23 protein-coding genes and 1 tRNA gene are annotated in these 22,382 nt (G+C 72.8%); 18 read left to right on the top strand and 6 right to left on the bottom strand.

Features of this window, described 5'->3' with window-relative positions:
• The 4 genes from AB0N04_RS23705 to AB0N04_RS23690 form a co-directional block, all read left to right on the top strand.
• Positions 1-187, top strand: a 187-nt coding sequence (locus AB0N04_RS23705; RefSeq protein ID WP_363365213.1) for a hypothetical protein, incomplete at its 5' end; no start/stop codon positions are given.
• Positions 169-288, top strand: a complete 120-nt coding sequence (locus tag AB0N04_RS23700; protein WP_347878546.1) for a putative leader peptide — start codon at positions 169-171, stop codon at positions 286-288. The genes AB0N04_RS23705 and AB0N04_RS23700, both read left to right, overlap by 19 nt.
• A 113-nt stretch (positions 289-401) precedes the next feature.
• Complete coding sequence (locus AB0N04_RS23695; RefSeq protein ID WP_196952340.1) at positions 402-680, top strand: MoaD/ThiS family protein; 279 nt, start codon at positions 402-404, stop codon at positions 678-680.
• 75 nt (positions 681-755) lie between these two features.
• Entirely contained in the window at positions 756-1,724 is a 969-nt protein-coding gene (locus AB0N04_RS23690) for a cysteine synthase (RefSeq protein WP_360223461.1), read from the top strand.
• Positions 1,725-1,915: 191 nt separating this feature from the next.
• Here the strand turns inward: AB0N04_RS23690 and AB0N04_RS23685 are convergent, their stop codons facing one another.
• Positions 1,916-2,386 (bottom strand): type II toxin-antitoxin system PemK/MazF family toxin, encoded by a 471-nt coding sequence (locus AB0N04_RS23685; protein ID WP_360209507.1) that lies wholly within the window; start codon positions 2,384-2,386, stop codon positions 1,916-1,918.
• 187 nt (positions 2,387-2,573) lie between these two features.
• Between AB0N04_RS23685 and AB0N04_RS23680 the strand changes: the two genes are divergently transcribed.
• Positions 2,574-2,762 (top strand): MarR family transcriptional regulator, encoded by a 189-nt coding sequence (locus tag AB0N04_RS23680; protein ID WP_360209504.1) that lies wholly within the window; start codon positions 2,574-2,576, stop codon positions 2,760-2,762.
• Between the two features lie 265 nt (positions 2,763-3,027).
• Positions 3,028-3,774, top strand: coding sequence for an MBL fold metallo-hydrolase (locus tag AB0N04_RS23675; protein ID WP_360209501.1), 747 nt, complete (start codon positions 3,028-3,030; stop codon positions 3,772-3,774).
• Between the two features lie 97 nt (positions 3,775-3,871).
• Here AB0N04_RS23675 and AB0N04_RS23670 read toward each other — a convergent pair whose 3' ends face one another.
• Together AB0N04_RS23670 and AB0N04_RS23665 are read right to left on the bottom strand one after the other, a co-directional pair.
• Positions 3,872-5,149: a PTS transporter subunit EIIC gene (locus AB0N04_RS23670; RefSeq protein ID WP_360209498.1), complete on the bottom strand. Its 1,278-nt coding sequence runs from the start codon at positions 5,147-5,149 to the stop codon at positions 3,872-3,874.
• A gap of 430 nt (positions 5,150-5,579) precedes the next feature.
• Positions 5,580-6,869 carry a PTS transporter subunit EIIC gene (locus tag AB0N04_RS23665; protein ID WP_360209495.1) on the bottom strand — a complete coding sequence of 430 codons (1,290 nt, stop codon included), beginning with the start codon at positions 6,867-6,869 and terminating at the stop codon, positions 5,580-5,582.
• 280 nt (positions 6,870-7,149) lie between these two features.
• Here AB0N04_RS23665 and AB0N04_RS23660 point away from each other — a divergent pair, with 280 nt between their 5' ends.
• From AB0N04_RS23660 to rdgB, 4 genes are all read left to right on the top strand, one after another.
• Positions 7,150-7,503, top strand: coding sequence for a PTS glucose/sucrose transporter subunit IIB (locus AB0N04_RS23660; RefSeq protein ID WP_360209535.1), 354 nt, complete (start codon positions 7,150-7,152; stop codon positions 7,501-7,503).
• A gap of 177 nt (positions 7,504-7,680) precedes the next feature.
• On the top strand, positions 7,681-8,406 hold the full coding sequence (gene rph / locus AB0N04_RS23655; protein ID WP_360209492.1) for a ribonuclease PH: 726 nt from the start codon (positions 7,681-7,683) through the stop codon (positions 8,404-8,406).
• A gap of 159 nt (positions 8,407-8,565) precedes the next feature.
• Positions 8,566-8,955 carry a hypothetical protein gene (locus AB0N04_RS23650; protein ID WP_360209489.1) on the top strand — a complete coding sequence of 130 codons (390 nt, stop codon included), beginning with the start codon at positions 8,566-8,568 and terminating at the stop codon, positions 8,953-8,955.
• Positions 8,956-8,986: 31 nt separating this feature from the next.
• Complete coding sequence (gene rdgB / locus AB0N04_RS23645; RefSeq protein WP_360209486.1) at positions 8,987-9,592, top strand: RdgB/HAM1 family non-canonical purine NTP pyrophosphatase; 606 nt, start codon at positions 8,987-8,989, stop codon at positions 9,590-9,592.
• Between the two features lie 77 nt (positions 9,593-9,669).
• On the opposite strand, the gene AB0N04_RS23640 is transcribed toward rdgB, so the two are convergent.
• Positions 9,670-9,753: transfer RNA gene (locus AB0N04_RS23640), tRNA-Leu, on the bottom strand.
• Between the two features lie 364 nt (positions 9,754-10,117).
• Here AB0N04_RS23640 and AB0N04_RS23635 point away from each other — a divergent pair.
• On the top strand, positions 10,118-12,643 hold the full coding sequence (locus tag AB0N04_RS23635) for a chitinase C-terminal domain-containing protein (RefSeq protein WP_360209532.1): 2,526 nt from the start codon (positions 10,118-10,120) through the stop codon (positions 12,641-12,643).
• An 83-nt stretch (positions 12,644-12,726) separates the two neighbouring features.
• Here the strand turns inward: AB0N04_RS23635 and bcp are convergent, their stop codons facing one another.
• Entirely contained in the window at positions 12,727-13,203 is a 477-nt protein-coding gene (gene bcp / locus AB0N04_RS23630) for a thioredoxin-dependent thiol peroxidase (RefSeq protein ID WP_360209484.1), read from the bottom strand.
• 147 nt (positions 13,204-13,350) lie between these two features.
• Between bcp and AB0N04_RS23625 the strand changes: the two genes are divergently transcribed.
• From AB0N04_RS23625 to AB0N04_RS23615, 3 genes are all read left to right on the top strand, one after another.
• Positions 13,351-13,692, top strand: a complete 342-nt coding sequence (locus AB0N04_RS23625) for a DUF3618 domain-containing protein (protein WP_360209481.1) — start codon at positions 13,351-13,353, stop codon at positions 13,690-13,692.
• A 197-nt stretch (positions 13,693-13,889) separates the two neighbouring features.
• On the top strand, positions 13,890-14,192 hold the full coding sequence (locus tag AB0N04_RS23620) for a co-chaperone GroES (RefSeq protein WP_049655715.1): 303 nt from the start codon (positions 13,890-13,892) through the stop codon (positions 14,190-14,192).
• 126 nt (positions 14,193-14,318) lie between these two features.
• Positions 14,319-15,500 (top strand): winged helix DNA-binding domain-containing protein, encoded by a 1,182-nt coding sequence (locus AB0N04_RS23615; RefSeq protein WP_363365207.1) that lies wholly within the window; start codon positions 14,319-14,321, stop codon positions 15,498-15,500.
• 34 nt (positions 15,501-15,534) lie between these two features.
• Here AB0N04_RS23615 and AB0N04_RS23610 read toward each other — a convergent pair whose 3' ends face one another.
• Positions 15,535-17,913: a transglycosylase domain-containing protein gene (locus AB0N04_RS23610; protein WP_360209475.1), complete on the bottom strand. Its 2,379-nt coding sequence runs from the start codon at positions 17,911-17,913 to the stop codon at positions 15,535-15,537.
• Between the two features lie 246 nt (positions 17,914-18,159).
• Between AB0N04_RS23610 and AB0N04_RS23605 the strand changes: the two genes are divergently transcribed.
• The 4 genes from AB0N04_RS23605 to AB0N04_RS23590 all read left to right on the top strand — a co-directional run bounded on the left by AB0N04_RS23605 (position 18,160) and on the right by AB0N04_RS23590 (position 22,377).
• A complete protein-coding gene (locus AB0N04_RS23605) occupies positions 18,160-19,029 on the top strand; it encodes an ABC-2 family transporter protein (protein WP_363365205.1) in 870 nt (289 codons plus the stop codon).
• A 130-nt stretch (positions 19,030-19,159) separates the two neighbouring features.
• Positions 19,160-19,924 (top strand): ABC-2 family transporter protein, encoded by a 765-nt coding sequence (locus tag AB0N04_RS23600; RefSeq protein WP_360209529.1) that lies wholly within the window; start codon positions 19,160-19,162, stop codon positions 19,922-19,924.
• Positions 19,925-19,950: 26 nt separating this feature from the next.
• On the top strand, positions 19,951-20,910 hold the full coding sequence (locus AB0N04_RS23595; protein ID WP_360209469.1) for an ATP-binding cassette domain-containing protein: 960 nt from the start codon (positions 19,951-19,953) through the stop codon (positions 20,908-20,910).
• A gap of 171 nt (positions 20,911-21,081) precedes the next feature.
• Complete coding sequence (locus AB0N04_RS23590; RefSeq protein ID WP_360209466.1) at positions 21,082-22,377, top strand: DUF445 domain-containing protein; 1,296 nt, start codon at positions 21,082-21,084, stop codon at positions 22,375-22,377.
• The last annotated feature ends 5 nt before the right edge of the window (positions 22,378-22,382 follow it).

The following is a 22,382-nucleotide window of genomic DNA, read 5'->3' as shown; positions in this document are numbered from 1 at the left end:
GTACGACGCGGACGGCAACCAGCTCATCCGCCGCAACCCGGGCAAGACCACGCTCAGCCTCGCCACCGACGAGCTCACGCTCGACACCGGCAGCGCACGAGGGACGGGAACATCCGGATCCCGAGACGGAGATGTCGGAGCGGGCCCGGGAATCTATACGATGAGCCCATGCGTTCCGTCGATGTGAGCAACCAGGCCCCGGGCACCCGCCTCGTGGCGCGCCTGCACGTCGACCTGTGCCGGCTCGCCAGCGCGATCTGTCCCGGCACGCCCGCGCGCTCACGCTGAGCCGCCACGCCCCACCCGGGCCCGCCGCCGGTCGGCGACGCCGAGCCCCGGGACCATCAGCCCTGCCGCGCCCGCTGCGGCCCACCCCTCACGACTCGCACAGGAGCGCACCCATGGCCATCGAGGTCCGCATCCCGACCATCCTCCGCACCTACACCGACGGCGCCAAGGCCGTCGAGGGCACCGGCAGCAACCTCGGGGAACTCTTCACCGACCTCGACGCCCGTCACCCGGGCATCGCCGCCCGCCTGGTCGAGGGCGGCGAGCTGCGCCGCTTCGTCAACGTCTACCTGAACGACGAGGACGTCCGCTTCCTGGAGGGCATCTCCACCGCCCTCGCCGACGGCGACAGCGTCACCATCCTGCCCGCCGTGGCCGGCGGCGCCCGCTGACCTCCCGGCTCCCCCGCCCGCGCGGCGGGGGAGCCGCCCCCTCGACACCCCCCAACGCCGCGGCCGGAGGCCCCCTTGCGTTACGACAGCCCGCTCGAAGCCGTCGGGAACACCCCGCTGGTCCGCCTGCCCAGGCTGTCCGCCGCCGTTCCCGGCAACGCCGACGGGCTGGTGAGGCTGTGGGCCAAGCTGGAGGACCGCAACCCCACCGGCTCCATCAAGGACCGCCCGGCGCTGCACATGATCGAGCGCGCCGAGGCCGCCGGCCGGCTCACCCCCGGCTGCACCATCCTCGAGCCCACCAGCGGCAACACCGGCATCTCGCTCGCCATGGCCGCCAAGCTCAAGGGCTACCGGATGGTCTGCGTGATGCCCGAGAACACCAGCGAGGAACGGCGCGAACTGCTCCGCATGTGGGGCGCCGAGATCATCCCCTCGCCGGCCGCCGGCGGCTCCAACACCGCCGTCCGCATCGCCAAGGAGATCGCCGCCGAGCACCCCGACTGGGTCATGCTCTACCAGTACGGCAACCCCGACAACGCGGGCGCCCACTACGCCGGCACCGGCCCCGAGATCCTCGCCGACCTGCCCTCCGTCACCCACTTCGTGGCCGGCCTCGGCACCACCGGCACCCTGATGGGCGTCGGCCGCTACCTGCGCGAGAAGGTCCCCGGCGTGCGGATCGTCGCCGCCGAACCCCGCTACGACGACCTGGTGTACGGGCTGCGCAACCTCGACGAGGGCTTCGTCCCCGAGCTGTACGACGCCGAGGTGCTCACCACCCGCTTCTCGGTCGGCTCCGCGGACGCCGTCCGCCGCACCCGCGAACTCCTCCAGCAGGAGGGCATCTTCGCGGGCGTCTCGACCGGCGCCATCCTGCACGCCGCGATCGGCGTCGGCCGCAAGGCCGCGGCGGCCGGGGAGCGGGCGGACATCGTCTTCGTCGTCGCCGACGGCGGCTGGAAGTACCTGTCCACCGGCATCTACACCGCCGAGTCCACCGAGGCGGCCGTCGAGGCGCTGCAGGGCCAGCTCTGGGCCTAGGGCGTGTCTTTCGGATCACGCCAGGCGGTCGCCGCCGGGGCACGCACCTCGCCGGCTTCTCGTCAGTCGCCGATGCTCCGCATGGACTCCCTCCTCGGCACCGCCGATGCACGCACCCCAACGACGCCCGCTGATCCGACGTGATCCGAAAGACACGCCCCAGGGCGCCGGACCCGCGGCCCGTACGGGACCTAGCCGGTCCGCAGGGCCCGTTCGGCGCGGGACCAGACCTGCCGGTCCACCGTGCCGGCCCGGCGGCGGAAGGCCGTCAGCGGCACCTCGCGCAGCTCGTCGGTCTCCAGCCAGCTGGTCCGGCCCTGCCGGTCGCCCACCGAACCGGGCGGCAGCGGCAGCACTCCCGGGCGGTCGCCGTGGTGCTTGCTGGTGATCTTCGCGACGGTGGCCTGCCGGCCGTGCACCCGCAGCACCAGGCACGGGCGGTCCTTCGCCCCCGGGCCGTCCTCGAACGGCACCTCCGCCCACCAGATCTCCTGCGGTCGGGGCACCGCCGCGCCGCGGGTCGCCGGGCGCGGCCGAGGGCCGGTCGGACCGGCCGGTCGGGGAGCCGGGCGGGTCCGCCTGACCAGTGCCGCCGCGACGGCGGCCACCGCCGCGACGCCCGCCACCGCCAGGACCACCCAGATGCCAGTCATGCCGCTCATGCCGCGAACCGTACCGGCCCGCGGCGGCGCCCACCACCGTCGGTGCTGTGACAGTTGAGTATTTGTCCGCCCGTTGCTCCCGGTTCGTCACGGAACGGCCACGGTGCCCGTTCTGCGCACAGGACACCGCCCCGGCCCGGAAAAGCTGCCCACGAACGTCCGCCCCCGCCCCTCCGGAGGTGTCCTCGTGAGCAGGGACAGCGACCTGTGGTCCTACGCCGAGATCGCCCGCCACATCAACGTGCAGCCCGAGACCGTGCGCAACTACCGCCGGCACGGGCTGCTGCCCGACCCCGACGTCGTCGACGACGGCCACCCCCGCTGGCACCCGGACACGATCCGCACCTGGGCCCGCAACCGCCCCCGCCACCGCTGACCGGCCCGGCCACGGCCCCCGCCCCGCCGCGGGACCGCCGGACCGCCCCCGCAACCGCTGAGCGACACCCCCGGCACCGCTGAGCGAGGCCCCCGCCCCGGCCCCGGCGTTCTGGTGATTCCAGCCACAGCCCGGCACGGGGACGGGGGCAAAGTGTCCTTCCGCCCTTACCCTCGACACGCGAAGCAGTGCTCCCGGCCGGTTCCCCGGCCCGGCCTGCCGTTTTCCAGCAGCAGCCAGGACGTGTCGGGGCGGAGGGGCTCGGATGAAGATGACCGTGGTGGGGTGCTCGGGGAGCTTCCCGTCCGCCGACTCGCCCTGCTCCAGCTACCTGGTCGAGGCCGACGGCTACCGCGTCGTGCTCGACCTCGGCAACGGCGCCCTCGGCGCCCTGCAGAAGTACGTCGACCTCTACGCGGTCGACGCCGTCCTGCTCAGCCACCTGCACGCCGACCACTGCGTCGACCTCTGCGCCTACTGGGTCGCCCGCAACTACCGTGCCGAGGGCTGCCCGGACCCGATGCCCGTCTACGGCCCGGCCGGCACCGCCGAGCGGCTCGCCCGCGCCTACGACATGCCGGAGAACCCCGGGATGAAGGAGGTCTTCGACTTCCGCACCCTCACCCCCGGCGCCTTCGACCTCGGCCCGTTCCGGATCGAGGTCGCCCAGGTCAACCACCCGGTCGACGCCTTCGCCTTCCGCCTCGAACACGACGGCCGCTCGCTCGTGTACTCCGGCGACACCGGCGAGAGCGCCGAGCTCGTCGAACTCGCCCGCGACGCCGACCTCTTCCTCTGCGAGGCCGCCTACATCGACGGCCGGGACACCTACCGGGCCGTCCACCTCAACGGGCGCGAGGCCGGCGAGCACGCCACCGCCGCCCGCGCCCGCCGCCTCGTCCTCACCCACATCCCGCCGTGGACCGACGCCGAGCACAACCGCCGGGACGCCGCCGCGGCCTACGCCGGGCCCGTCGAGATCGCCCGGGCCGGCGCGGTCTACCGGATCTGACCCGCGACGGCCCGCCCGGTGGGCCGCCACGCACGACGACCCCGCCCCGCCGCTGGGGGAGCAGCGGCGGGGCGGGGTCGTGGGGTGCGGCCGGGTGTCAGGCCTTGGTGACGTCCTCGATCTCGTCGTCCTCCTCGCGACCGGGGGTCTTGAGGTCGAACTTGGTGATCGCGAAGCGGAAGAGGAAGTAGTACAGCGCGGCGAAGGCGAGGCCGATCGGGATGATCATCCACGGGTCGGTGGCCTTGCTCCAGGCCAGGGCGTAGTCGATCAGGCCGCCGGAGAAGGTGAAGCCGTCGTGCACGCCGAGCGCCCAGGTGACGGTCATCGAGACGGCGGTGAGCAGCGCGTGGATGACGTACAGGGCCGGGGCGATGAAGACGAAGGCGAACTCGATCGGCTCGGTGACACCGGTCACGAAGGAGGTCAGCGCCAGCGAGAGCATCATGCCGGTGACGGCCTTGCGGCGGTGCGGCTTGGCGGCGTGGGCGATGGCCAGGGCGGCGGCGGGCAGCGCGAACATCATGATCGGGAAGAAGCCCGACATGAACTGGCCGGCGGTCGGGTCGCCGGCGAAGAAGCGCGGGATGTCGCCGTGCACGATGGTGCCGTCGGCCTTGGTGAAGTCACCGGTCTGGAACCAGGCGTAGGAGTTCACGAACTGGTGCATGCCGACCGGCAGCAGACCGCGGTTGACCAGGCCGAAGGCGCCCGCACCGAACGCGCCGGCGCCGATCAGGGTGTCGTTAAGGCTCTTGATGGCGTCGCCGACCGGGCCCCAGGTCAGGGCGAAGAGCACGCCGACGGCGGTGCCGACGAAGGCCATCAGGATCGGCACCAGGCGGCGGCCGTTGAAGAAGCCCAGCCAGTCGACCAGCTTGGTGCGGTGGTACTTCTGCCAGAGCACGGCGGCCAGCAGGCCGATCACGATGCCGCCGAGCACGCCCGGGTTCTGGTAGGTCGGGGCGACCCACTTGCCGTCGGCGATGTGGCCCTCGGCGATCGGGAACGCGGTCAGCACGTTCTTGTAGACCAGGAAGCCGACCAGGGCGGCGAGGGCGGTGGAGCCGTCCGCCTTCTTGGCGAAGCCGATCGCGATGCCCACCGCGAAGAGCAGCGGCAGGTTGTCGAAGACCCCGCTGCCGGCGGTGTTGAACACCGCGGCGACCTTGTCCCAGCCGAGGCCGTCCTTGCCGAACACGTCGTCCTGGCCCAGGCGCATCAGCAGGCCTGCGGCGGGGAGCACGGCGATGGGCAGCTGGAGGCTGCGGCCGATCTTCTGCAGACCCTGGAGGAGGCTCTGGCCGAACTTCTTGGTCGGGCTTGGCGTGGCCGGAGCCGTGGCGGGCGCCGGTGCCTGCGCAGACTGACTCATGGGGGTGGGTTCCTAACGGCATGGCGGTCGGTCGGGGGAGGGGCACAGGGGGCCGAACCGCGAACTGGTCTACACCACGTGTGGTGTAGACCAGTTTTGTAGCACGGGTGGAGAAGGCGGGGAACCCCGGAAAGCGCTGCTGCCGGGAAGCGCTATGAAATCGAAACCTACTTGCGGAACGACGATCATGATTACCCGGCGTGATTGGTATTTTGGCTATTTGCGCAACAAAAAGGCCCGGCCTCGCCGGGCGTCGCCGGCTCGCGGCGGAGCGTGCGCGACCAGGCCGGTGGTGCGGCCGCCGAGGCTTTCCCGCCAGGGCAATTGGCCCTTTCTGGAAAGTCGATGGCCCCCGGACCGGCGGGTCCGGGGGCCATTGCGGGTGACGTCCGGTGACGCTCGGTTTCGGGGGCGGTTTCGCGGCCCGCTATCAGGCCTTGGTGACGTCCTCGACCTCGCTCTCGTCCTCCCGGCCGGGCGTTTTCAGGTTGAATTTGACGATGATGAACCGGAACAGCGCGTAGTACACGGCGGCGAAGCCGGCCCCGATCGCGAGGATCAGCCACGGCTTGGTGGCCAGGCTCCAGTTGATGACGTAGTCGATCAGGCCGGCCGAGAAGCTGAAGCCGTCGTGGACCCCGAGGCCCCAGGTCAGCCCCATCGAGACGCCCGTCAGCAGGGCGTGCACCAGGAACAGCGCCGGGGCGATGTAGGCGAAGGAGTACTCGATCGGCTCGGTGACGCCCGTCACGAAGGAGGTCAGGCCGACCGACAGCATCAGGCCGTAGATCTCCTTGCGGCGGTGCGGCTTGGCCGAGTGCGCGATCGCCAGCGCGGCGGCGGGCAGCGCGAACATCATGATCGGGAAGAAGCCGGACTGGAACTGGCCGGCCGTCGGGTCGCCCGCCAGGAAGCGCGGGATGTCGCCGTGCACCATCATGCCGTCGGGCTTGGTGTACTCGCCGAACTGGAACCAGACGAAGGTGTTCAGCAGCTGGTGCATGCCGATCAGCAGCAGCAGGCGGTTGAACAGGCCGAAGAGGCCGGCGCCGGTCGACCCGAGGTCGGCGAGGGTCTGGCTGAAGTCGTTGAGGCCGCGGCCGATCGGCGGCCAGACCCAGACCGCCAGGCAGGCGGTCAGCATGCCCACCAGGGCGGTGATCATCGGCACCAGGCGGCGGCCGTTGAAGAAGCCCAGCCAGTCGACCAGCTTGGTGCGGTGGAAGCGGACCCAGAGCCAGGCCGACATCAGGCCGATCAGGATGCCGCCCAGCACCCCCGGGTTCTGGTACGTGGCGGCCGCCGACTTCGCCGAGCCGTAGTCCACGCACTGGTCGCTGACCAGCACCGTCGGCGGCTTGCACTGCTCCGGGAAGGCGTGCAGCACCCGGTAGAAGACGAGGAAGCCGACCACGGCCGCCAGTGCCGTCGAGCCGTCCGCCTTCTTCGCCATGCCGATCGCCACGCCGACGCAGAACAGCATCGGCAGGCCGAGCGCGGAGTCCAGCAGGGCGCCGCCGGCCGCGGCGAAGACCTTGGCGACGTTGTCCCAGCCGAGGCCGTCCTTGCCGAAGACGTCGGGCTGGCCGAGCCGGTTGAGGATGCCGGCGGCCGGGAGCACCGCCACCGGGAGCTGCAGCGAGCGGCCCATCTTCTGGAGCCCGCCGTAGAGGTTGTGCCACCACACGGTCTGCGGGGTCGTGGCGCCTGCCGAACTCATCCTTCGACCTCCGGGGAGCAGTGGGCGGCCGGTGGCCCCCGGCGGGACCCCGCGCGGGGGCCGGAACGCCCGGGGTCCTTTCTGCGTTCATCGGAGTACACATATATTGGTGTAGACCACTTTGGACGCAGGCCGCACGCCGGGACGCGGGCCCCGCTGATCGTCATCCTCCGGCGGCGGTCGGGACCGTGCGCGCCGGACTGCGCCAAAAGTGGACTAACGTGGCAGACCGGCCCGGAGCGGGTGATGCTAGTCGCGCTGCCCGGCAGCGCGACCACGGCTGAACCGGCGTCAGCACCGGCAGACGGTCCCGGCGGCCACCGGCCGACGGACACCCAGCACAGCGCAGGACGGCACCCGGCAGAGCCGCCGGCAGGCCGAGACAGAGGGAGAGAATCAGATGGCCAGCAAGGCTGAGAAGATCGTCGCCGGTCTGGGCGGCATCGACAACATCGAAGAGGTCGAGGGCTGCATCACCCGCCTGCGCACCGAGGTCAAGGACGCCGCCCTGGTCGACGAGGCCGCGCTCAAGGCCGCCGGCGCCCACGGCGTCGTCAAGATGGGCACCGCGATCCAGGTCGTCATCGGCACCGACGCCGACCCGATCGCCGCCGACATCGAGGACATGATGTGAGCTGAGCCACCGCGCTCACGCTCCCCCCGGCCCGCCGCCCCGCACAGGACGGCGGGCCGGGGCGCGTCCGGCCCGCGCGCAGCGGCACGGCGCCCGCCCCCACCCCGGCGCGGCTCCGCAGCGGCCTCCGCGGACGCTCTCCGGAACACCCGCGCCGAGCGACTACGCTCGGTTCCTATGTCACGCATCGACGGCCGCACCCCCGACCAGCTCCGCCCGATCACCATCGAACGGGGCTGGAGCAAGCACGCCGAAGGCTCCGTCCTCATCTCCTACGGCGACACCAAGGTGCTGTGCACCGCCAGCGTCACCGAGGGCGTCCCCCGCTGGCGCAAGGGCAGCGGCGAAGGCTGGGTCACCGCCGAGTACTCCATGCTCCCGCGCGCCACCAACACCCGCGGCGACCGCGAGGCCGTCAAGGGCCGCATCGGCGGCCGAACCCACGAGATCAGCCGCCTCATCGGCCGCTCGCTGCGTGCCGTCGTCGACCACCGCGCCCTCGCCGAGAACACCATCGTCCTCGACTGCGACGTCCTCCAGGCCGACGGCGGCACCCGCACCGCCGCCATCACCGGCGCCTACGTCGCCCTCGCCGACGCCGTCGCCTGGGCCCGCGACCGCAAGCTCCTGCGCGCCAAGGGCCAGCCCATCACCGGCGGCGTCAGCGCCGTCAGCGTCGGCATCATCGACGGCGTCCCGATGCTCGACCTCCAGTACGAGGAGGACGTCCGCGCCGAGACCGACATGAACATCGTCTGCACCTCCGACGGCCGCTTCGTCGAGGTCCAGGGCACCGCCGAGGGCGCCCCCTTCGACCGCGCCCTCCTCGACCGCCTCCTCGACCTCGGCACCCTCGGCTGCGCCGAACTCGACGAGATCCAGCGCAAGGCCCTCGAGGGCTGAACCTCCCCGGCCCGCGCCGCCGTGGAACGGGACGGACGCGCCGCTGTACAGGCCGGGCCCGGAGCCCGTACGGTTCCCGCAGCACCCCGCTGCGGGAACCGCGCACCCCCCGGCGCGCGTCCCGTCCCACGGAACCCGCGCGCCCCCCAGGAGGACCGGATGCCGTCGAGCATCGCCCGCCCCGCCGCCCTCGCCGTGGCCGGACTGATCGCGATCCTCCCGCTCAGCATGGTCAGTTGCTCCGCCGCGCAGAAGGCGCTCGACTGCGGCAACACCGCCGTGCGGGTCACCGGCGACCTCGCCGACGTCACCGCCGCGTACGGCAACTCCAGCAACGACTCGGCCGCCGCGGCGAAGGCGCTGCAGAAACTCCGCGGCGACCTCGACCAGATCGGCCGGAACTCCAAGAACACCGACGTCGCCAAGGCCGTCGCCGACCTCCAGAAGCAGGCCGACAAGGTCCAGCAGGCCGTCGACAAGAAGGAGGTCCCCGACCTCAAGCCGCTCGGCGACGCGGCCGGCAACCTCACCTCGGTCTGCACCGGCTGACGCCCCCACCGCTGCCGATAGGGTGGGCGATATGTCCACCCGATTGATCCTCGCCACCCGTAACCAGCACAAGGTCGCCGAGCTCCGCGCCATCCTCGGCGAGGCCGGTCTGGACGTCGAACTCGTCGGCGCCGACGCCTACCCGGAGATCCCGGACGTGCCCGAGACCGGCGTCACCTTCGCCGAGAACGCCCTGCTGAAGGCCCACGCCCTCGCCCGCGCCACCGGCCTGCCCGCCGTCGCCGACGACTCCGGCCTCTGCGTCGACGTCCTGAACGGCGCCCCCGGCATCTTCTCCGCCCGCTGGGCCGGCAAGCACGGCGACGACCGCGCCAACCTCGACCTGCTGCTCGCCCAGCTCTCCGACATCGCCGAACCGCACCGCGGCGCCCACTTCTTCTGCGCCGCCGCCCTCGCCCTGCCCGACGGCACCGAGCGCGTCGTCGAGGGCCGCCTGCTCGGCACCCTGCGCACCGCCCCCTCGGGCGACGGCGGCTTCGGCTACGACCCGGTCCTGCAGCCCCTCGGCGAGACCCGCACCTGTGCCGAACTCACCCCCGCCGAGAAGAACGCGATCAGCCACCGCGGCCACGCCTTCCGGGCGCTCGCCCCGGTCGTGAAGGGCCTCGTCGGCTGACGCACCGTCCGTGGAACGCCGAAGGCCCGCCCCGAGAAGATTCGGGGCGGGCCTTCGATCTGAAGGTTTGAGATGAGTGCGGCCTGAGGGATTCGAACCCTCACGGGGTTTCCCCCACCGGATCCTAAGTCCGGCGCGTCTGCCTGCTCCGCCAAGGCCGCGTGGCCCCTAGTCTAGGGCTTCGCCTCCGGTGGGAACACCGTGATTCGGTGCGGGGGCGTGCGCACCGCCCCGGGGGTCGCCGGGCGGGTGCGGGGTCGGCTGCGGGTGGGGCCGTCGGTCCGGCCGTCCGGCCGGTCGTGGGTGGGGTCGCGGGTCCGGTCGTGGGATGTCGGGTTTCGGCCACCGGCTGACTGGTTGTCGAGCGGGCCCGACCTGTGATGTTTGGCTGTTGATTACCAATTGGTACAGACCTATTGACCTATGTGGTTCAGACCACATAGCTTCGGCGCCAATTGCAATCCCCCACGTGCGTGCTCCCCCACAGGCACGCGCCGACACTCTCTCCCGGAGGACCGAGTGTTGATCCGAAGCACGGCGGAGCGGCGTCCCACCGCCGCCACCCGCCGCAAGAGCCCGGCAGCCCGGGCAGGCGCGGCCTCGCTGGCGGCGGCCGGCCTGGCCGGCCTGCTGCTGGCCACGCTGGGCGCGGCGCCCTCGCAGGCGTCGGCGACCGTCGACAACGCGGCCTGTCGCCCCGACGGCATGTACCAGACGCCCGGCGTGGACGTCCCGTACTGCTCCGTCTACGACACCAGCGGGCGCGAGAAGATGGGCGCGGACCACCAGCGCCGCATCATCGGCTACTTCACCGGCTGGCGCACCGGCAAGAACGGTGACCAGCCGTACCTGGTGAGCGACGTCCCCTGGGACAAGGTCACCCACCTGAACTACGCGTTCGGCCACGTCGGCTCCGACAACAAGCTGTCGGTCGGCACGGACGGCCCGACCAACGAGGCCACCGGGATCGACTTCCCCGGCGTGCCGGCCGCCCAGCTGGACCCGACGCTGCCCTACAAGGGGCACTTCAACCTGCTGACGAAGTTCAAGAAGCAGTACCCGAACGTCAAGACCATGATCTCGGTGGGCGGTTGGACCGAGACCGGCGGCTACTTCGGGGACGACGGCAAGCGCGTCAACACCGGCGGCTTCTACTCGCTGACGGTCAACCCGGACGGCAGCGTCAACCAGGCCGGCATCGACACGTTCGCCGCCTCGTCCGTCGACTTCATCCGCACGTACGGCTTCAACGGCGTCGACGTCGACTACGAGTACCCGACCTCGATGAAGGACGCGGGCAACCCGCTGGACTGGCAGCTCGCCAACTCCAAGCGCGGCTCGCTGGCCAAGGGCTACGCGGCGCTGATGAAGACGCTGCGCGAGAAGCTGGACCGGGCCGGCGCCGCCGACGGCAGGCACTACCTGCTCTCGGTCGCGGCGCCGTCGTCCGGCTACCTGCTGCGCGGCATGGAGACCTTCCAGGTGGCGCAGTACCTGGACTACGTCAACATCATGTCGTACGACCTGCACGGCGCCTGGAACAAGTACGTCGGCCCGAACGCCTCGCTGTTCGACGACGGCAAGGACGGCGAGCTGGCGGCGGCCAACGTCTACGGCACCGCCCAGTACGGCGGCATCGGCTACCTGAACGCCGACTGGTCGTACCACTACTTCCGCGGCGCGATGCCCGGCGGGCGCATCAACGTCGGCCTGCCGTACTACACGCGCGGGTTCAAGAACGTCCAGGGCGGCACCAACGGCCTCTGGGGCACCGCCTCGGCGACCACCTGCCCGGTCGGTTCCGGCCTGACCTCCTGCGGTGACGGCGCGGTCGGGATCGACAACATCTGGAACGACAAGGACGACGCGGGCAAGGAGTCCCCGGCCGGGTCGAACCCGATGTGGCACGCGAAGAACCTGGAGAAGGGCATCCTGCCCGACTACCTGTCCAAGTACGGCGTGACGGACACCGCGCTGCAGGGCACCTACGCCCGCAACTACAGCAGCGCCCTGGTGGCGCCGTGGCTGTGGAACGATACCAAGAAGGTGTTCCTCTCCACCGAGGACGAGCAGTCGGTGGGCGCCAAGGCGGACTACATCGTCAACCAGGGCGCCGGCGGCGCGATGATCTGGGAGCTCGCGGGCGACTACAAGTGGGACGCCGCGGCCAACGGCGGCAAGGGCGAGTACGTGCCGGGCTCGACCCTGACCTCGCTGATGTACGACAAGTTCAAGTCGGCGACGCCGTACGGCGCGACCCGCTCGACGGTCGCGCTTCCGCAGCAGACCCTGCCGATCGACGTGTCGTTCACCAACTTCGCGCTGGGCGACTCCAACTACCCGATCAACCCGAAGATCCACGTCGTCAACAACTCGACGGTGACCCTGCCGGGCGGGACGGAGTTCCAGTTCGACTACTCCAACTCGGCCCCGGGCAACGCCAAGGACCAGTCCGGCTTCGGCCTGCAGGTCATCCGGCAGGACAATCCCGGTCCGGGCAACGTGGGCGGTCTGAAGGGCACCTACAACCGGGTCTCGGTCAAGCTGCCGGGCTGGCAGTCGCTGGCGCCGGGCGCCTCGGTGGACCTGGACTTCGTCTACTACCTGCCGGTCTCGACGCCGTCCAACTGGACGGTCAACGTGGGCGGGACGCTGTACGGGATCAAGGGCGACCTGACCCGCGGCGCGGTCGACGGCGGCACCTCCACGCCGACCCCGACCCCGACCTCGACGGCCACCGCGACGGCCTCCCCGACGGCGACGGCCTCGCCGACGGCGACGGCCTCGCCGACGGCGACGGCCTCGCCGACCGCGACGGCCACGGCGACGGCCTCCCCGACGGCGACGGCCTCGCCGACCGCCACCGCGACGGCCACCCCGACCTCGGGGGCCTGCACGGCCGCGCCGAGTTGGGACGCCGGCACCACCTACGCGAGCACCACCAAGGTCTCGTGGAAGGGCCACTACTACCAGAACAAGTGGTGGACCAAGGGCGACGACCCCACGGCCGGCGGCGCGTGGGGCGTCTGGAGCGACCTCGGGCCCTGCTGACCGGCGGCTGCCCGAGGTGAGGGACGGCGGTGGCGGTGCACCCGGTCGGGGGGTGTGCCGCCACCGCTTCCGTCGTCGGTGCGTCAGGCCGTGCCGACCTCGAGGTCGCGCAGCAGCTTGGCGACGTGCCCGGTGGCCTTGACGTTGTAGAGGGCGCGCTCGACCTTGCCCTGCTCGTCCACGATCACCGTGGAGCGGATCACGCCGACGTAGGTGCGGCCGTAGTTCTGCTTCTCGCCGTAGGCGCCGTAGGCCTGCAGCACCGTGTGGTCGGGGTCGGAGAGCAGGGTGACCTTGAGGTTCTCGGCCTCCCGGAACTTCCCGAGCTTCTCGGGCTGGTCGGGGGAGACGCCGATGACGTCGTAGCCGGCGCCGGCGAGGACGTCGAGGTTGTCGGTGAAGTCGCAGGCCTGCTTGGTGCAGCCCGGGGTGAGCGCCTTGGGGTAGAAGTAGACGATCACCTTGCGGCCCAGGTGGTCGGCCAGGGACACCTGGTTGCCGTCGGCGTCGGGCAGGCTGAAGGCGGGCGCGGTGTCGCCGGGCTGGAGACGCTCACTCACGGTCGGACTCTCCTGATGCTGGGGCGGTCGGTCGTACCACGGCAAACTTACCCCTGATGGTGGGTGGGGCCGCGCGGCCGTGCTCGGCAGCTGACAGACTGGGTCAGTCGCACAGGACAACATCGGTAAGTGAATGGGGTGGCCCGAGTGGGCGAGGCGAGCACGCAGGACAAGTCGGCGAGGACGACCGCCCAGATCGAGGCGGACATCGCCCGGACCCGCACCCAGCTGGCGGCGACCCTCGACGAGCTGGCCGTGCGCGTCCACCCGAGCACGATCGGCGCCCAGGTGAAGGCGCGGGCCGCGGCCGCGGTCGAGGAGAAGGCCGGCCGGGCGTACGTGGCCGCCAACGGTCTGGTGGAGCGGGTCCGGGCCGAGTTCGTGGACGAGAAGGGGCGGCCGCGCAAGGAGCGGGTCGTGCCGGCCGCGCTCGTGGGCGTCGGCCTGGTGCTGCTGGTGGCCTCGTCCCGCAAGCGGCGCAAGGGCTGACCGGGAGCCGTGCGCAGGGCCGGGCGCGGGCCGCGCCCGGCCCTGCGCACGCCGGGCCAGCGTCACGCTCCGGGCCCGGGGGCGGTACCTTCGGGACCGTGAGTACGAACGACGAACCGACCCCGCAGTCCGCCTCCGCCGCCTCCGGGGGCGACCACCCGCGGCACGACCGGCTGGGCGAGAAGCTGCCGATCCGGATGCTGCACGACCGCGTGCTGGTGCGGATCGAGGGCGGCGAGGGCGAGCGCCGCTCGACCGGCGGCATCCTGATCCCCGCGACCGCGGAGCTGTCGAAGCGCTGCACCTGGGCGGAGGCCGTCGCGGTGGGCCAGAGCGTGCGCTCGGTGGAGCCGGGCGACCGCGTGCTGTACGACCCGGAGGACAAGCTGGAGGTCGAGGTCCGCGGCGCGACCTACGTGCTGCTGCGCGAGCGGGACCTGCACGCCGTGGCGGCGACCCGCTTCGGCGACACCGAGGGGTCGACCGGGCTGTACCTCTGACTCCGCTCCCGTTCCGGAGCCCCTGACCCGTGCCCGCACCGCCCGCCGGCGGCCGGTGGGCGACGCGCCCCCTCCCGCGGCCCGGGAGGGGGCGCTCCTGTCGGTGGCGGGGGTTATGGTCCGCCCATGAGCAGGCGTGTGCCGGTGATCGGTGTGGAGGAGCGTCGGGCCCGGGTGGGGCGGCGCCAGCTGCTGGCGCCCGCGGGGCGGGCGGCGAGGGTGGAGCAGGTGGCGGACGCGGTGGTGGGGCTGCACGCCTCCGATCCGGCGACGGTGTACCTGTCGGCGTGCGCCCGGTTGGCGGCGCCGTCCGCGGCGGAGGTGGACCGGGCGCTGTACGAGGACGTCACATTGGTGCGGCTGCTGTCGATGCGGCGGACGCTCTTCGCGGTGACGGAGGGCTTCGCGCCGTACGTGAGCTCGTCGACGGCGCGGGCGATCGCGGCGCGGGAGCGGGCGACGCTGCTCAAGCACCTGCGGGACCACGCCGAGGGCTGGGACGAGGCGAGGCTGGCCGGGGCGGAGCGGGCGGCGCTGGCCGCCCTGGCGCTGCGCGGCGAGGCGACGACGAAGGAACTCGCCGACGACGTGCCGGAGTTGCGCGAGACGATGCTGATGTCGGCGGGCAAGCCGTACGAGGCGCGGCAGAGCGTGGGCAGTCGGCTGCTGCGGCTGCTGGCCGCGGACGGGCACGTGCGGCGGGGGCGGCCGCGCGGCTCCTGGCTGAGCAACGTCCACCCCTGGGCGCCGGTGCCGCAGTGGCCGGACGTGCCGGTGCGGGAGGCGAAGGCGGAGGTGGTGCGGCGCTGGCTGGCCTCGTACGGCCCGGCGACGGTGGACGACGTGAAGTGGTGGACGGGCTGGACGCTGGGGGACACCCGCCGGGCGCTGGCGGACGTCGGCGCCGAGGACGTGGAACTGGCGGGCGGGGCCGCCGCGCTGGTGCTGCCGGGGGACACCGGGCCGGTCGCGGAGCCGGAGCCGTGGGCGGCGCTGCTGCCGGCGCTGGACCCGACGGTGATGGGGTGGCGCGGGCGGGACTGGTACCTGCGGCTGGAGGACGTGCCGGCGCTGTTCGACCGGGCGGGCAACGCCGGGCCGACGGTGTGGTGGTGCGGCCGGGTGGTGGGCGGCTGGGCGCAGCGGCCGGACGGCGAGGTGGTGTGGCGGCTGTTCGAGGACGTGGGGGCGCAGGCCGGTGCGGCCGTGGCGGCCGAGGCGGCGCGGCTGTCGGGCTGGTTGGGGGAGGTGCGGGTGACGCCGCGGTTCAGGACACCGCTGGAGCGGGAGCTGGTGGCCGCCCGCTAGGGCCGGGGCTGCCGGCCCGCCCCGGCCGGGCGGCTCACTGGGGCGGCGGCGTCGCCGAGGTCGCCGGCTTGGTGGCGGGTGCGGGGGCCGTGGCGGTGGGCGGGTCGGTCGGGCGGGTGGGCCGGGTCTGGGTGGGCTTGGGGGCGGGGCTGGGCTGGTCCTGGGTGGGGGTGGGCTGGGGGGCCGGCGGGCTGGGGGCGGCGGGGCTGGTCGGGGTGGGCCCCGGTGCGGGGTCGCCGCCGGTGGGGGCGGGCGCGCTGGGGGCGTGGGTGGGGGTGTCGTGCGCGGGGGTGGTCGCGCTGGGGGTGGTGCCGGGGGTCGCGGCCGCGGTGGCGGGGGCGGTGGTGGCGCTGCCGGTGCCGGTGGGGGTGGTGCTGCTGTTGGGGGTGAGGTCGGGCGCGGGGGCGTCGTGGTCGGTCTGCAGGTCGAACTGCTGGGTGGGGGTGCCCTGGAGGGCGGCGGTCATGTAGGCGGTCCAGATCCGGGTGGGGAAGGTGCCGCCGTTGATGCGGGTGAGTCCGGCCGTGCCGGCCAGCGGTTCCTTGGCGTGGGTCTTCGGGTTCTCGCGGAACAGGCCGACGGTGGTGGCGAGTTCGGGGGTGTAGCCGGCGAACCAGGCGGAGAGGTTGGAGTCGGTGGTGCCGGTCTTCCCGGCGGCGGGGCGGCCGAGGTCGAGCGCGGCGGCGCCGGTGCCGCGGGGGCTGACGACGTCGCGCAGGACGTCGGTGACGGCGTCGGCGAAGCCGCGGCCGATGGCGGTGACGGGGGTGTGGTCCGGCATCTTGGGGATGTCGACGGCGCCGCCGCTGTGGACGCGTTCGAGCTTCTGGACGGACCAGGGCGCGGTGGCGTCGCCGTGGTTGGCGAGGGTGGCGTAGGCGCCGGCCAGGTCGAGGGCGCTGGGGGTGGCGGTGCCGAGGGTCATCGAGGTGTTGGCCGGGTCCATGCCGCGGACGCTGTCGGGGATGCCGAGCTTGATGGCGGTGTCGCGGACGCGGGCGAGTCCGGCGTCGACGCCCTCCTGCGCGTACACGGAGTTGACGGACTTCACCATGGCGTAGCGCAGGGTGATGTTGCCGTAGTCGACGTCGTCCTCGTTGGGCGGTGCGTAGGGGGTGGGGCCGCCGGTGACGGGGCGTTCGCTGGCGCCGTCGTAGCGGCTCTCGGTGGTGATCGGCCGCCCGTCGAGGGTGTGCTGGGCGATGAGGCCGGCGGCGAGGTCGATGGGCTTGAAGGTGGAGCCGATCTGGTTGTCCTGGCGCAGGGCGTCGTTGAAGGGCTGTTTGGCGTAGTCGGGGCCGCCGTAGACGGCGACTACGCGGCCGGTGGCGGGTTCGACGGAGGCGCCGGCGACGCGGACGTCGGTGTCGGTGGCGGGGCGGGCCCGGGGGTCGAGTTCGCCGGTGAGTTCGTCCTGGACGGCCTTGACGAAGGCCTCCTGCCGGGGCTTGTCGAAGGTGGTGGTGATGCGCCATCCGCCGGCCTTGAGGGTGGCGGCGTCGATGATCCCGGCGGAGACGAGGTAGTCGTCGGCGACGCCGACGAGGTAGCCGGCCTGGCCGGAGAGCCCGGTGGCGGGCTGCGGGTCGAGCAGCTCGGGGAAGGTGGTGGCGGCGCGTTCGGCGGGGGTGAGGAAGCCGAGCTGGACCATGCCGTCGAGGGTGTAGTTCCAGCGGGCGACGGCCTTCTCGCGGTTGGCGGGGGTGGCGGTCTTGACGTCGTAGCTGCTGGGGGCCTGGAGCAGGGCGGCGAGGTAGGCGCCCTGGGCGACGCTGAGGGCGGAGACGTCCTCGCCGTAGTAGGCGTGGGCGGCGCTCTGGATGCCGTAGGCGCCGCGCCCGAAGTAGCTGCTGTTGAGGTAGCCGGCGAGGATGTCCTTCTTGTCGCGCTGCTGGTCGACCTTGAGGGCGATGAAGAGTTCGCGGCCCTTGCGCTCGATGGTCTGGTCCTGCGTCAGGTAGTAGTTCTTGACGTACTGCTGGGTGATGGTGGATCCGCCCTGCATGCCCTTGCCGAGGAGGGTGTTCCAGCCGGCCCGGAGCATGCCCTTCAGGTCGATGCCGCGGTTCTGGTAGAAGGTGCGGTCCTCGGCGGAGACGACGGCGTGCTGGGTCTGGGCGGGGATCTGGTCGATGGTGACGTCGGTGCGGTTGACGGCGCCGGTGCGGGCGATCTCGGTGGTGCCGTCGGCGTAGAGGTAGATGTTGTTCTGGGCGACGGCGTGGGCGTTGGCGTCGGGGACGGGCACGATGACGTAGAGCACGGCGAAGGCGCCGACGGCGATCAGCAGCGCGGCGGTGAGGGCGCCGAGGGTGATCCGCCAGGTGGGCAGGAGCCGGCGCCAGCGGGGGAGGGCGCGGCGGGCCGCGCGGCGGGCGGCTCGTTTGGCCTGGCGCCGGGTGCTCAAGGTCATGCGGCGATTATGTGCTATTTGACGTGCGATCAGTGGTGGGGCGGCTGCGGCGTGCGCGGGAAAAACGGGTGCGGGGGCTGATCGCCGGCGGTACGGTGAAAGGTGAGAACCGCATAGCGCACCTGTTTCCGACAGCTCCGTCCGCTCGGCCCGGTACCCCCGGGGTGGGCCGGTCGGGGCCGCTGGGGTGTGCGCGGACGTCGGCCGGCACACCCGTCTGCCCGTATTTGTCGACAAGGAGACAATATGCTGAACGTCGCATCCCCCGGCCCGCGGACCGGGCGCCCGCCCGATCCCGCCGGACCGCTCCCCGTGCTCGGGCTCTACGCCGCCGTCGCCCGCGGCGCCTTCCGCCGCTACTCCGGCTACCGGGCCGCCACGCTGGCCGGCACCTTCACCAACACCGTCTTCGGCATCATCCTCGCCTCCTCCTTCCTCGCCCTCTGGCGGGCCCGCCCCGGCCTCGGCGGCTACGACGAGAGCCAGGCCGTCACCTACATCTGGGTCAGCCAGGCCCTGCTGGTCACCGTCGCGGTGTGGGGCGGCGGCTTCCAGGACGACGTCCAGGACCGCTTCCGCAGCGGCGACATCGCCGTCGACCTCTACCGCCCGGTCGACTTCCAGGGCTGGTGGCTGGCCACCGACCTCGGCCGGGCCGCCTTCCAGCTGCTGGTGCGCGGCACCGTGCCGCTGCTGGTCGGCGCACTGGTGTTCCGCACCCGGATGCCCGAACGGCCCGTCACCTGGGCGGCCTTCCTGCTCTCGGTGCTGCTCGCGGTGGTGGTCAGCTTCGGGCTGCGCTTCCTGGTCTCCGTCACCGGCTTCTGGCTGCACGACTCGGAGGGCGTGCGCTCGGTGATGCTCGTGGTCTCGATGTTCTTCTCCGGGATGCTGCTGCCGATCGCACTGTTCCCCGGCCTGCTCGGCGACCTCGCCCCGGTGCTGCCCTGGGCGGCGCTGGTGCAGGTGCCGACCGACGTCTTCCTGGAGCGCGCCACCGGCGCCGGCCTGCTCGGGCCGCTCGGCTTCCAGCTCGGCTGGGCCGCCGCCCTGCTCGCCGCCGGCCGCGGTGCCCAGTGGCTGGCGACCCGCAAGGTGGTGGTCCAGGGTGGCTGAGCCCCTCGTCGCCCCGGCCGGGCCCGCCGCGCCGCCCGCCGCGCCGCCGTCCGAGTCGCTCACCGTGGCCGCCGAGCCGCTCACCGCCCGGGCCGCCTGGGCCGTCCGCTCCTGGTGGTTCTGCGCCCGGATGTGGATGCGCTCGATGATGGCCTACCGGGCCTCCTTCGCCCTGAACCTGCTGGCCAGCCTGGCGACGCACTCGCTGGACTTCGTCGTCCTGGTGCTGATGTTCCGGCACACCGACCAGCTCGGCGGGTGGCGCCTGCCGGAGATCGCCTTCCTCTACGGCACCGCGACCTTCGCCCTCGGCACCGCCAACCTGCTGGTCGGCTCGGTCGACGGACTCGGCGTGCGGATCGTCAACGGCACGCTGGACACCATGCTGGTGCGGCCCGCCCCGGCGCTCGCCCAGCTGTGCGCGGAACGCTTCTCGCTGCGCCGCCTCGGCCGCCCGGTGCAGGCCCTGGCCGTGCTGGTCTGGTCGCTGGCCGCCCTGGACGTGCACTGGACCTGGGACCGCGTCCTGCTGGTGCCCGTCCTGCTGGTCTGCGGCAGCGTCATCTTCGGGGCCGTCTACGTCGGCGGCGCGACCGTCCAGTTCTGGTGGGGCGAGTCCAAGGAGATCCAGAACTCCTTCACCTACGGCGGCGCGACCCTGCTGCACTACCCGCCGACCATCTTCGCCAAGGAGCTGGTGGCCGGGGCGGTCTTCGGCGTCCCGCTGGCCTTCGTCAACTGGCTGCCCGCCCTGCACGTCCTCGGCCGGCCCGACCCGCTCGGCCTGCCCACCGCCTTCCAGTTCGCCTCCCCGGTGGCCGCCGCGCTGTGCGTCGCCGCCGCCGGGCTCGCCTGGCGGGCCGGACTGCGCGCCTACCGCGGCGCCGGCAGCTGACCCCTCCGACCACGCAAGGAGCACCCATGGCACTGATCGAACTCGAGGACGTCCGCCGCAGCTTCACCGTGCGGGCCCGCACCGGCCGGTTCAGCCGGGCCAAGCGCGAGGTGCGCGCGGTGGACGGGCTCAGCTTCACCGTCGAGGCCGGCGAGTGCGTCGGCTACATCGGGCCCAACGGGGCCGGCAAGTCGACCACCATCAAGATGCTCACCGGCATCCTCGTCCCCAGCAGCGGGCGGCTGCGCGTCGCCGGGGTCGACCCGGCCCGCCAGCGCGTCGCCCTGGCCCGCCGGATCGGCGTCGTCTTCGGCCAGCGCACCACCCTCTGGTGGGACCTGCCGCTGCGCGACTCCTTCGAACTCGCCCGCCGGATCTACCGCATCCCCGAGCACCGGTACCGCGAGAACCTCGGCCGCTGCGTCGAACTGCTCGACCTGGCCGCGCTGCTGGACACCCCCGTCCGCCAGCTCTCGCTCGGCCAGCGGATGCGCGGGGACCTCGCGGCGGCCCTGCTGCACGACCCGCAGGTGCTCTACCTGGACGAGCCGACCATCGGCCTGGACGTGGTCAGCAAGGCCCGGGTGCGCGGGTTCCTGCGCGAGGTGAACCGGGAGCACGGCACCACCGTGCTGCTCACCACCCACGACCTCACCGACATCGAGCAGCTCTGCGACCGGGTGATGGTGATCGACCACGGCCGGGTCGTCCACGACGGCGGTCTGGACGGCCTGCACGCCGCCGGGCGCAGCGAGCGCACCCTGGTGGTCGACCTGGCCGAGGCGCGGCCGGCGATCGAGGTGTCCGGCGCCCGGGTCGTCAAGGTCGAGGGCCCGCGCCAGTGGCTGGCCTTCCCGGCGCGGCAGAGCGCCGCGCCGATCGTCGCGGCGGTGGCCGAGCGCTACCCGCTGGTGGACCTGTCGGTGCGGGAGCCGGCGATCGAGGACGTGATCGCCCGGATGTACGCCGGGACGGCGGTGGGCTGAGCGGCGGGACGGTGACGGGCTGAGTGGCGGGGGCCGGGCGGGTGGGCTGCCCCGGCTGGTGGGCTGCCCGGCGGGTGGTGCGCACGCCCGGCACGCGGGTTCCGGCGCGCGCCCGGCGCGTGATTGCGGGGCGCGCCCTCACCCGCGCCGGGCAGCGGGCAGACTGGCGGGGTGAGCGACGAAGCCTTCAGCGGGACGGGCCCCGGGGTCCGGTTCACCGCCGCCGACGAGCAGAAGAGACAGGGCGTCCGCCGGATGAAGACCATCGCGACCGGCCTGCTGGCCTTCGCGACCCTGGTCTTCGCCCTGGCCACCTGGGCCAAGGCGGCCGGGGCCGGGGCCTGGGCCGGGTACGTGGCGGCCGCCGCGGAGGCCGGCATGGTCGGTGCGCTGGCCGACTGGTTCGCGGTGACCGCGCTGTTCCGCCGCCCCTTCGGCCTGCCGATCCCGCACACCGCGATCATCCCCACCAAGAAGGACGCCTTCGGCCGCTCGCTCGGCGACTTCGTCGGGGAGAACTTCCTCTCCGGCCGGGTGGTGCGCGAGCGGCTGGCCGCGCTCGGCATCGCCCGCCGGCTGGGGGAGTGGCTGGCCGCGCCGGGCAGCGCCGAGCGGGTCACCAAGGAGGCCTCGGCGGCGCTGCGCGGCGTCCTCGCGGTGCTCCGGGACGACGACGTGCAGGCGGTCGTCGCCGAGGCGGTGACCAGGCGGGCCGCGGCGACCTCGGTGGCCGAGCCGATGGGCCGGATGCTGGGCAAGGTGGTCGCCGACGGCGGCCACCACGGCGTGGTGGACCTGGTGGCCGTCCGCACGCACGACTGGCTGGCCGCCAACCACGAGGACGTGGTCCGCAAGGTCACCCAGAAGACCCCGGGCTGGACCCCGAAGTTCCTCGACCAGCAGGTCGGCGAGCGGGTCTACAAGGAGCTGCTGCGGTTCGTCACCGACATCCGGGACGACCCGGACCACCCGGCCCGCGGCGCGATCGACAACTTCCTCGCCGACTTCGCGACCGAGCTGCAGACCGACCCGGAGACCATCGCCCGGGTCGAGCGGGCCAAGGCGGAGCTGCTGGTCCGGCCCGAGGTGCAGGACCTGATCGCCTCCACCTGGGCGGCCGTGCGCACCCTGGTGCTGACGGCGGCCGAGGACGAGGACAGCGAACTGCGCCGGCGCATCCGCGACGGCGTGCGCCGCTTCGGCGAGCGCCTGGCGACCGACGCCAAACTGCAGGCCAAGGCCGACGGCTGGCTGCAGGACGCCGCCCAGTACCTGGTGGACACCTACCGCACCGAGATCACCTCGCTGATCTCGGAGACGGTGGCGGGCTGGGACGCCGACGACGCCTCCCGGAAGATCGAGGCCAACGTCGGCCGGGACCTGCAGTTCATCCGCATCAACGGCACCGTGGTCGGCGCCCTGGCCGGCCTGCTCATCCACACCGTCGCGGTGGCCCTGGGCGGCTGACCCGC

Source organism: Kitasatospora sp. NPDC051702, assembly GCF_040681575.1.
In the GTDB taxonomy this organism is placed as follows: Bacteria; Actinomycetota; Actinomycetes; order Streptomycetales; family Streptomycetaceae; genus Kitasatospora.
This window is presented reverse-complemented; position numbering and strand designations above follow the sequence as displayed.